The sequence below is a fragment of the Anaeromyxobacter dehalogenans 2CP-1 genome (assembly GCF_000022145.1).
In the GTDB taxonomy this organism is placed as follows: domain Bacteria; phylum Myxococcota; class Myxococcia; order Myxococcales; family Anaeromyxobacteraceae; genus Anaeromyxobacter; species Anaeromyxobacter dehalogenans.
In genome coordinates, this window is record NC_011891.1 from 3,754,362 (window position 1) to 3,763,456 (window position 9,095).

Here is a 9,095-nt window from a genome sequence, read left to right on the forward strand (position 1 = left end):
ACGCGATGCGACGCGGATCGGCCGCCGCGGCGACGGGAGGGGATGGGTTCACGCTCTCTCAGCCCCGGCGACCGCGCAGGACCCGCTTCTTCAGCTCGCCGATCCAGACGACGGAGCTCGCCACGGAGACGCAGAGGAGCCAGTCGCCGGCGTCGAGCGGGACGGTGCGGAACGGGCGCTGCAGGAAGGGCAGGTGGACGACCGCGACCTGCAGCGCCGCCGAGCCGGCCACCGCCAGCCACAGCCACCGGTTGGCGAAGAGCCGGTGGAACGTGCTGTGGTGCTCGAAGCGTGAGTTGAAGGTGTTGAAGAGCTGGAAGAACACGAGCGTCGTGAAGCCCATCGTCCGCGCGCGACCGATCCCCTGCCCCGCGTCCGCGCCGGAGACGAGCCCGCCGGGGAGCTCCCAGTCCATCACCAGCAGCGTGCCGACCGCCATGACGACGCCGATGAAGACGATGTCGAGCCAGGCGCGGCCGGGGAGGACGCGGCTGCGCGGATCGCGCGGCGGCCTCAGCATCACGTCGTGATCGGGCGGCTCGACCCCGAGCGCCAGCGCCGGCCCGGAGTCGGTCAGCAGGTTGATCCACAGGATCTGGGTGGCGAGGAGCGGCACCACCAGCGCGGAGCCCTCCTCCGCCACGAGGCCGATCGTCCCGGCGAAGACCACGCCCAGGAACATGACCAGCACCTCGCCGATGTTCGACGACAGCAGGAAGCGGAGGAAGCGCTGGATGTTCGCGAAGATCGACCGCCCCTCCTCCACCGCGGCCACGATCGACGCGAAGTCGTCGTCGGCCAGCACCATGTCCGCGGCGCCCTTCGCCACGTCGGTGCCGGTGATCCCCATCGCCACGCCGATGTCGGCGGCCTTGAGCGCCGGTGCGTCGTTCACGCCGTCGCCGGTCATCGCGGCGATCTCGCCGTTCGCGTGCAGCGCCCGGACGATCCGCAGCTTGTGCTCCGGGGCGACGCGGGCGTAGACCGCGACCTCGCGCACCGTGTCGCGCAGCTCCGCCTCGTCCATCCGTTGCAGCGCCGTGCCGGTGACCGCCGCGGCGCCGGACTCCGCGATCCCGAGCTCCGCCGCGATCGCGGAGGCCGTGGCCGGATGGTCGCCGGTGATCATGACGGGACGCACCCCCGCGCGCTTCGCCCGCGCGACCGCGTCGCGTGCCTCGGGCCGCGGCGGGTCGATCATCCCCACCACCCCGAGGAACACGAGCGCCTGCTCCAGCTCCTCGGTCACCGCCTCCGCCGCCGCGTCGCGGCCGAGGGCGCGGTAGGCGACGCCGAGCGTGCGCAGCGCCTCCGCGGCGAGCGCGTCCACCGCGCGCCCGAGCTCCTCGCGGCGGGCCGGCGTGAGCGGTCGCGTCCCCGCGCCGACGCGCTCCTCGGTGCAGCGCGCCAGCAGCACGTCGGGCGCGCCCTTGGAGAAGACCATCGTCCGGCCCGGGTCCTGGGCGTCGGTGTGGGCCGTGCTCATGAGCTTGCGCTCGGACGAGAACGGCACCTCGCCGACGCGCGGGAAGCGGCCATGGAGCGCCTCCGACGCGTGGCCGACCTTGCGCGCCGCGACGACCAGCGCGCCCTCCGTCGGATCGCCCTGGACCGTCCAGCGCCCGCCTTCCTGGCGGAGCGCCGCGTTGTTCGCCAGCTCCCCGGCCGCGAGCGTCCGGGACACCTCCTCCAGCAGCGCCGGGTCCTCGACCGGCTCCCCGCCCTGCTGCACCTCGCCCGCCGGATCGTAGCCGGTCCCGGTGAGGTCCACGCGGCCGCTCGCCGTCACCACGGCGCGGACCGTCATCTCGTTCCGGGTGAGCGTCCCGGTCTTGTCCGAGCAGATGGTGGTGGTCGAGCCGAGCGTCTCGACCGACGACAGCTTGCGGACGATGACGTTCCGCTCCGCCATGCGCCGCGTCCCGAGCGACAGCACGATGGTGGTGATGGCGGTGAGGCCCTCCGGCACCGCCGCCACCGCGAGCGACACCGCGAGCAGCAGCACGTCCAGGAGGTCCGCCAGCGCGTTCAGGTGCTCCACCAGCACCAGCGTCGCGCCGATCACGACGGCGATCGCGACCACCGCCGCGCCGAGCAGCTTCCCCACCCCGTCGAGCTCCTTCTGCAGCGGCGTCGGGGCCTCCTCCGTCGCCTGCAGGGAGGCGGCGATCCTGCCGATCTCGGTGGCCCGCCCGGTGCCGGTGACCACCGCGCGGCCGCGCCCCGCCGCGATCGCGGTCCCGCTGAACACCATGTTCGTCCGGTCGCCGATCCCCGCCTCCTCGGCGAGCGGCGCGGAGTCCTTCGAGGCGGCGGTGCTCTCGCCGGTCAGCGCCGACTCGGCGGCCCGGAGCGCGATGGACTCGACCACCCGTGCGTCGGCCGCGATCGTGTCGCCCTCCTCGAGCAGGAGCAGGTCGCCCGGCACGAGCTCGGGCGTCGGCACCATCCGCTGCTCGCCGTCGCGCAGCACGCGGGCGCTCGGGGCCGACATCGCCTCGAGCGCCGCCAGCGCCTGCTCGGCGCGGCTCTCCTGCGCGAACCCGAGCACGCCGTTCAGGAGCACGACCGCGAGGATGGTGAGCGCCTCGTACGGCACGGGCCCCTCGGGCTCGAGCCACCAGGCGGCGAACGACACCGCGGTCGCGACGAGCAGGAGGCCGGTGAGGACGTCCTTGAACTGGGCGAGGAACCGGCGCCAGGCCGGGACGGGCGGCGCGGACGGCAGCTCGTTCCGCCCGTACCTGCGGAGTCGGTCCCGAGCCTCTCCGTCGGTCAGCCCGCGCTTCCCGTCCCCGGCGAGCGAGGCGACGACGTCGCGGGCGGTGCGGCGGTACGGCGGGCGATCCTGGGGCGCGGCGGCGACTTCCGGGAGTGCGACCATGTCCGTGGCTCTTGCCCACCGCGGCCACCGGGCCCGTGCCGCAGCCGTGGGTCCGCATCAACGTACGCCCGCCGCGGCCGGATCCGGGCGCCGACATCGGGGGGTGGGGCATTGCGCAGCAGGCGGCTGCGCACCTGCGGGACCTTTCCCCGCTCAGGGAGCGGTCGCTCGATCCGCCTTCTCTCCGGACGCAGGCGCCGCCGCTGCGTGCGTCTCCGGCAGGAGCGGGAGCGTGACGACGAGCTCGGTGCCGCGGCTCCCGTCGTCGCCGCGGGCGGCGATCGTGCCCCCGTGGAGGTCCACCAGCCCCTTCGCGAGCGCGAGCCCGAGCCCGAGCCCCGCTCGATTGCGATCCAGCGTGTCGGCCCCCTGGGCGAACGGCTCGAAGAGCCGGGAGCGGACCTCCGGCGCGATCCCGACCCCGTCGTCGCGGACGCGCACGACCGCAATCCCCGGCTCCTCGCGCGCGACCGACACCTCGGTCTTTCCGTCGGGGCCCGCGAACTTGGCCGCGTTGGAGAGCAGGTTGCCGATCACCTGCGCGAGCCGGACGGCGTCGCCGTCCACCCACAGCGGCCCGTCGGCGACCCGCAGGTCGAGACCGGCGCCGCCGCGGACGAACAGGGATCTGTGGTCATCCACGGTCCGGCAAACGACCTCGGCGAGATCCATTCGCGCGCGGCGGACCTGCACCTTGCCGCTCGCGAGGCGGGTCGCGTCGAGCAGATCGTTCACGAGCCTCGTCAGGTGACCGAACTGCCGGCCCATGATGGCGCGCGCGCTCGCTGCGCGCTCGCTGCCTGGCGCCACGCGGTCGAGCAGGTGCAGCGCGTTGCCGATGGAGCCGAGCGGGTTCCGGAGCTCGTGCGAGAGCATGCTCAGGAAGTGGGTCCGCCTGCCGATCGCGTCACGGAGCTCCTGCGCGACCCGGCGCTCCTCGTCGTGCAGCCGGAGGGACGCGAGGTAGGCGCCGAGCAGCGAGGCGACCACCGAGAGCAACTGGAGATCCTGTTCACCGTACGCGGCGTCGTCGCGCTCGACCAGGAGGACGCCGGCGAGCGCGTCCAGCGCGACGAGCGGCACCGCGAGGTGCGACGCCGGCCCGGCGGGGATCGGCGGGAGCGCGCCGGGGGCGTGGTCGAAGAGCGACGCGAGCAGCGCCTCCGCCCTGGTCTCCAGGCGACGGCGCTCGGGCTCGGGCAGCGGCGGCTCGAGCAGGAGCCGGGGCGCGGCCGCCGCCGTGGCGTTCACGAGCGCGCACCGATCGTGGGGTACGAGGCGGCGGAGGGCAGCGAGCGCGCGCCGGACGCGCGCCTCCGCGTCCTGACCGGCCTCGAGCGCGTGCGCGAGGTCGGCGAGGACCGAGGCCGTGGGGGGCGGGGTCACGGCGTGGGCTCCGTCACCCTGCCTCCTCGCCGCGGGGCCCGCCTCGACCAGCTCCGGCGCCCGCGCGAGCCGGCGCGCGATCACGAGTCCGGCGAGCTCACGGAACGACGGGTGGAGATCCTCGCGCACCAGCCGCCGCAGCTGCTCGACGGCCTCGCGCCGCGCGGGGTCGTGCCACGCGCCGGGGAGCACCCACGCGTATCCGAGCCCCTCGCGCCTCAGGACGACCGCGGCCAGCTCCGGCTGCTTCTCCGCTGCACGCTTCAGCGCCCGCCGCAGCAGCGCGGCGGTCGCCGCCGAGCCGACGAGGTCCGCCACCTCGTCCCACAGCCGCTGGAACAGCTCGGCGGCGGACGCGCGGCGGTGCGAAGCAGGCTCTCGGCTCGGGGACGACATGCCGCGGCACTCCGGGTGAAGCTCGCGTCGTGGGCGGTCACGCTACCACCTCGGTCCGCAGCCGCGCGGGCTGCCCCAAGAAGCCGGGCGGTTCGCCGAGCACAGGGCCGGTCGGCGCAGATGGGGGAGCGGCCGGACGCCGGTACGCCCCCGTGCGACCGCGTCGGCACCTCGGTTACTGCTTAGATCTGGGCCGACGCGGGTGTAGACCTCGGATCGCCGCCGGTGGGCGGGAGGCGTGCAGCCGCTCCACCACCACCCCTCTCCGCCGGGCGGGGCCGCTTCTCACCCGTCGAGCCCGGCCCGTCGAGCGGGGAAAAATCGAGCCGCGACCATGGCCACGCCGAGTCCCGAACGAACGGCGAGCGACGCGCAGGAAGCCGAGTGGCGCGCCAGGGAGGGCGAGCGCCTCCTCGTCGTCGGCATCGGCGCCTCGGCAGGCGGCCTCGAAGCGCTCGAGCGCTTCCTCCGGCAAGTACCGCCGGACAGCGGCCTCGCCTACGTCGTCGTGCAGCACCTCTCCCCGGAGCACGAGAGCAGCCTCGCCGACATCCTGGCGCGGGCCACGCAGCTGCCGGTCGAGCTCGCGTCGGAGGGGAAGCGCATCGAGCGCGATCACGTGTACGTCATCCCACCCGCGGCGGGGCTCGTCGTGGAGCGCGGCGCCCTGCGGCTCGTCCCCTTCGACCACAGGGGCGCTCGCCTGCTGGTGAATGCGTTCCTGACCTCGCTCGCGGAGGACCAGCGCGAGAACGCCGTCGGCGTCGTGCTCTCGGGGACGGGCTCCGACGGCGCGCTCGGCATCGCGGCCGTGAAGCGGCACGGCGGCCGGACCTTCGCGCAGGCCGCCGGCGACGCCAGGTACGAGAGCATGCCCGCCGCCGCGATCGCGACGGGGATGGTGGAGCAGGTCCTCCCCGCCGAGGAGATCCCGGCGGCCCTCGTCAAGCTCGCCGCGGAGCGGCGGCACCATCCGCCCGAGAGCGCGCGGGGCGAGGCGGAAGGCCTCCGGCAGGCGCTCGAGACCGTCGGTCGGACGACGGGACACGACTTCAGCCGCTACAAGCGGACCACGATCCTCCGCCGGCTCCACCGGCGGATGGCCGCCACCGGGCTCGGCTCGGTCCGGGAGTACGCCGCCCTGCTCGAGGGCGATGCCGACGAGACGCGGTTCCTCGCCGAGGACCTGACGATCAACGTCACGAGCTTCTTCCGCGACGACGGGCCGTTCCAGGTGCTCGAGCAGGTCGTGATCCCCGACCTCCTGAAGCGGCGGCGGGCCGAGGGAGTCCGGCTCTGGGTGCCGGCCTGCTCCTCCGGCGAGGAGGCCTACTCGCTCGCGATCCTCTTCTGCGAGCGCGGCGACGAGCTGCCGCGCCCGCCGCAGATCCAGGTCTTCGCGACGGACATCGACGCCTCGGCCCTCGCGGAGGCGCGGCGAGGCCAGTACACGAGCGTCGTCGAGCGGCAGGTGAGCGCCGAGCGGCTGGCCCGGTTCTTCACGAGGCGCGGGGACTCGTACTCGGTCACGCGGCCGCTCCGCGACCTCTGCATCTTCACGGAGCACGATCTCGTCAGGGATCCGCCGTTCTCGCGCATGGACCTCGTGTCCTGCCGCAACCTGCTCATCTACCTCGAGCCCGCGCTCCAGAAGCGGGTCATCGAGCTCCTGCACTACGCGCTCCGCCCGGGCGGCTACCTGCTCCTCGGCAAGGCCGAGATGATCGACGCGCAGGAGCTGGAGCTGTTCGAGGTCGTGGACAAGACGGAGCGCGTGTTCCGCCGGCGCGAGGTGGACCGGCGCCCGGCGATCCTCCCGCCAGGGAGGCGGGCGCTGCCCCTCGAGCTGGCGGCGCCCAGCCGGCGGGGCGATCCCGAGGTGAGGAGCGCCGCCGATCGCTCGCGCAGCATCGTGCTCGAGGAGTACGCGCCTCCGTCGGTGGTGGTCGATGCCCGCGGCGAGATCCGGTACTACTGGGGGACGAAGCTGGCCTTCTTCCTGCCCCCCCGCGCCGGCGCCCCCTCGACGAACCTGATGCACGTCGCCCGGCGCGAGCTCCGGGTCGAGCTCTCCGCCGCCCTCCACAACGCCGCGCGCCAGGCGAAGCCCGTCACGTACAAGGACGTGGTGGTGGAGGCGGAGGGCGTCCAGCGCCGGCTGAACATCGTCGTCCGGCCGCTCCCTCCCTCGGAGCGGGATCCAGACGAGCTGTTCCTCGTCGTGTTCGAGGAGCTGCAGTCCGTTCCCATCGCGCACGGCACGCCGCTCGACGCGCCGACGCTGGAGCGACACCGGCAGCTCCAGCGCGACCTCGAGAGCACCCAGGAGCGCCTCCAGGTCACGATCGAGGAGCTCGAGAACGCGAACGAGGCGCTCCGCAGCTCCAACGAGCAGCTGCAGGCGATGAACGAGGAGATGCACTCCGCCAACGAGGAGCTCCAGACCTCCCAGGAGGAGCTGCAGTCGGTGAACGAGGAGCTCAACACCCTCAACGCCGAGCTGAACAAGAAGGTGGACGAGCTCGAGCTGCTCTACGGCGACATCCAGAACCTGTTCCAGAGCACACAGATCGCGACCATCTTCCTCGACCGTCAGTCCCGGATCGCGCGGTTCACGCCGGCCGCGACGGCGGTCTTCCGGCTCGCCGACGGCGACGTGGGGCGGCCGCTGTCCGACTTCGCCGCCCGGTTCGACGCCCAGGGCGTGCCCCAGGAGGTGGCGACGGTGCTCGAGACCCTCGCGCCCGTCGAGCGCACCGTCGGGCTGGTGGACGAGAAGCGGTCGTTCCTCATGCGGATGAACCCGTACCGCACCCCATCCAACGTGATCGCGGGGGTGGTGGTCTCCTTCATCGACATCACCCAGCTGAAGGAGACGGAGGCGGCCCTGCGGCGGGCGGTGGAGGAGCGCGAGCGCGCGGAGCAGTCGCTCCGAGACGAAGACCGGAGGAAGGACCAGTTCCTCGCGGTCCTGTCGCACGAGCTCCGGAACCCGCTCGCGCCCATCCTGAGCAGCCTCCACGTCCTCGAGCATGCGACGGCGGACACCGGCGCAGCGGCCAAGGCGCACGAGATCATCGCCCGCCAGGTGGGGTACCTCGCCCGGCTCGTGGACGACCTCCTCGACGCGACGCGCATCGCGAACGGCAAGCTCCAGGTCGAGCGCCGGCCGCTGGACCTCCGCGAGCTCGCGCGGCGTACGGCCGAGGACCACCGCGTCAGTTTCACCACGCGTGAGGTGGCGCTCGAGGTCGCGCTCCCCGACGAGCCGGTGTGGGTCGAGGGGGACGCGACCCGCCTCGCGCAGGTGATCGGGAACGTGCTCCAGAACGCGGCGAAGTTCACGCCCGGCGGCGGTTCGGTCCGGCTGTCCCTCGAGGCCGCCGATCCCGTCGCGGTGCTGCGCGTCCGGGACACCGGCGTCGGGGTCGATCCCGCGATGATCCCGCGCCTGTTCCAGCCGTTCTCGCAGGCCGACACGACCCTCGACCGCCGCCTCGGCGGGCTCGGGCTCGGCCTCGCGCTCGTGAAGGGGCTCGTCGAGACGCACGGCGGCACGATCGCGCTGTCGAGCGGCGGCAAGGGGATGGGCACCGAGGTGATCGTGCGGCTCCCGCTCATGGCAGCGCCGGCAAGGGTCGAGGTCGCGCCGGCCGCGGCGCCGCCGCGCCCGCGCCGCATCCTGGTGATCGAGGACAACATCGACGCCGCGGAGAGCCTGCGGCTCGCGCTCGAGATGGAGGGCCACGAGGTGGCCGTCGCGCACGACGGTCCGCACGGGATCAGGCGAGCGCGCGAGCTCACGCCGGAGGTCGTGCTCTGCGACATCGGGCTCCCGGAGATGGACGGCTACGCGGTCGCGAGGGCGCTCCGCCACGAGCCTGGCCTCAGGAACACGCTCCTGATCGCGCTCACCGGCTACGCGCTTCCCGACGACCATCGGCGCGCCGTCGAGGCCGGGTTCGACGCGCACCTGACCAAGCCCACGACCGTCGAGGGCGTGCAGGAGGCCATCGATCGTGCGCCACCGCCGGCGTCACCGGGCGGCGGCGCGCCGCCGTGACGCGCGAGGTCGCTCCTCCGGGTCACGGCGCCCGGTCCGCGTCCGCGGTGCTCTCCAGCTCCTCCGCGCAGGCGACGAGCGCGTCCGCCATGATCCGGCGCCGCCGTCGGTTCCACCAGCGCGCGTGGTCGGTCAGCTCGAGCGCGGCGAGGCGCGCGACGCAGGCAGCCACTCGCGTACCGGAGTCCTGCCCTGCGGAAAAGCTCGTGGCGTCGTAAGCGGTCATGTCCGTCGCCCTCCGGCGGCCTCGCGGCGGAGCAACGGCTTCGATTCGAGGCGGCCCTGATCTCCTAGCGCGCGGCGCGCGGCCCTGCCCGCGCTTCGCCCTTCGCCCGTCGCCGGGCGCGGGGGGAGCGGCCCGGCGCT

At 73.9% G+C, this 9,095-nt stretch carries 4 protein-coding genes; 1 reads left to right on the forward strand and 3 read right to left on the reverse strand.

The window, feature by feature from the left end; genetic code table 11:
- Positions 1–58: 58 nt before the first annotated feature.
- Together A2CP1_RS16990 and A2CP1_RS16995 are read right to left on the reverse strand one after the other, a co-directional pair.
- Complete coding sequence (locus A2CP1_RS16990) at positions 59–2,884, reverse strand: cation-translocating P-type ATPase (RefSeq protein WP_015934517.1); 2,826 nt, start codon at positions 2,882–2,884, stop codon at positions 59–61.
- Positions 2,885–3,037: 153 nt separating this feature from the next.
- Complete coding sequence (locus tag A2CP1_RS16995) at positions 3,038–4,666, reverse strand: sensor histidine kinase (RefSeq protein WP_015934518.1); 1,629 nt, start codon at positions 4,664–4,666, stop codon at positions 3,038–3,040.
- A gap of 334 nt (positions 4,667–5,000) precedes the next feature.
- Between A2CP1_RS16995 and A2CP1_RS17000 the strand changes: the two genes are divergently transcribed.
- Positions 5,001–8,729 (forward strand): chemotaxis protein CheB, encoded by a 3,729-nt coding sequence (locus A2CP1_RS17000; protein WP_015934519.1) that lies wholly within the window; start codon positions 5,001–5,003, stop codon positions 8,727–8,729.
- 22 nt (positions 8,730–8,751) lie between these two features.
- Here A2CP1_RS17000 and A2CP1_RS23505 read toward each other — a convergent pair whose 3' ends face one another.
- Positions 8,752–8,901 carry a hypothetical protein gene (locus A2CP1_RS23505; RefSeq protein WP_157061374.1) on the reverse strand — a complete coding sequence of 50 codons (150 nt, stop codon included), beginning with the start codon at positions 8,899–8,901 and terminating at the stop codon, positions 8,752–8,754.
- Positions 8,902–9,095 lie beyond the last annotated feature (194 nt).

What these genes read in the sequence shown, in the direction of transcription:
- A2CP1_RS17000 (WP_015934519.1), top strand. Translation starts at nt 5,001, where the DNA reads ATGGCCACGCCGAGTCCCGAACGAACGGCGAGCGACGCGCAGGAAGCC.
- A2CP1_RS16990 (WP_015934517.1), bottom strand. Translation starts at nt 2,884, where the DNA reads ATGGTCGCACTCCCGGAAGTCGCCGCCGCGCCCCAGGATCGCCCGCCG.
- A2CP1_RS16995 (WP_015934518.1), bottom strand. Translation starts at nt 4,666, where the DNA reads ATGTCGTCCCCGAGCCGAGAGCCTGCTTCGCACCGCCGCGCGTCCGCC.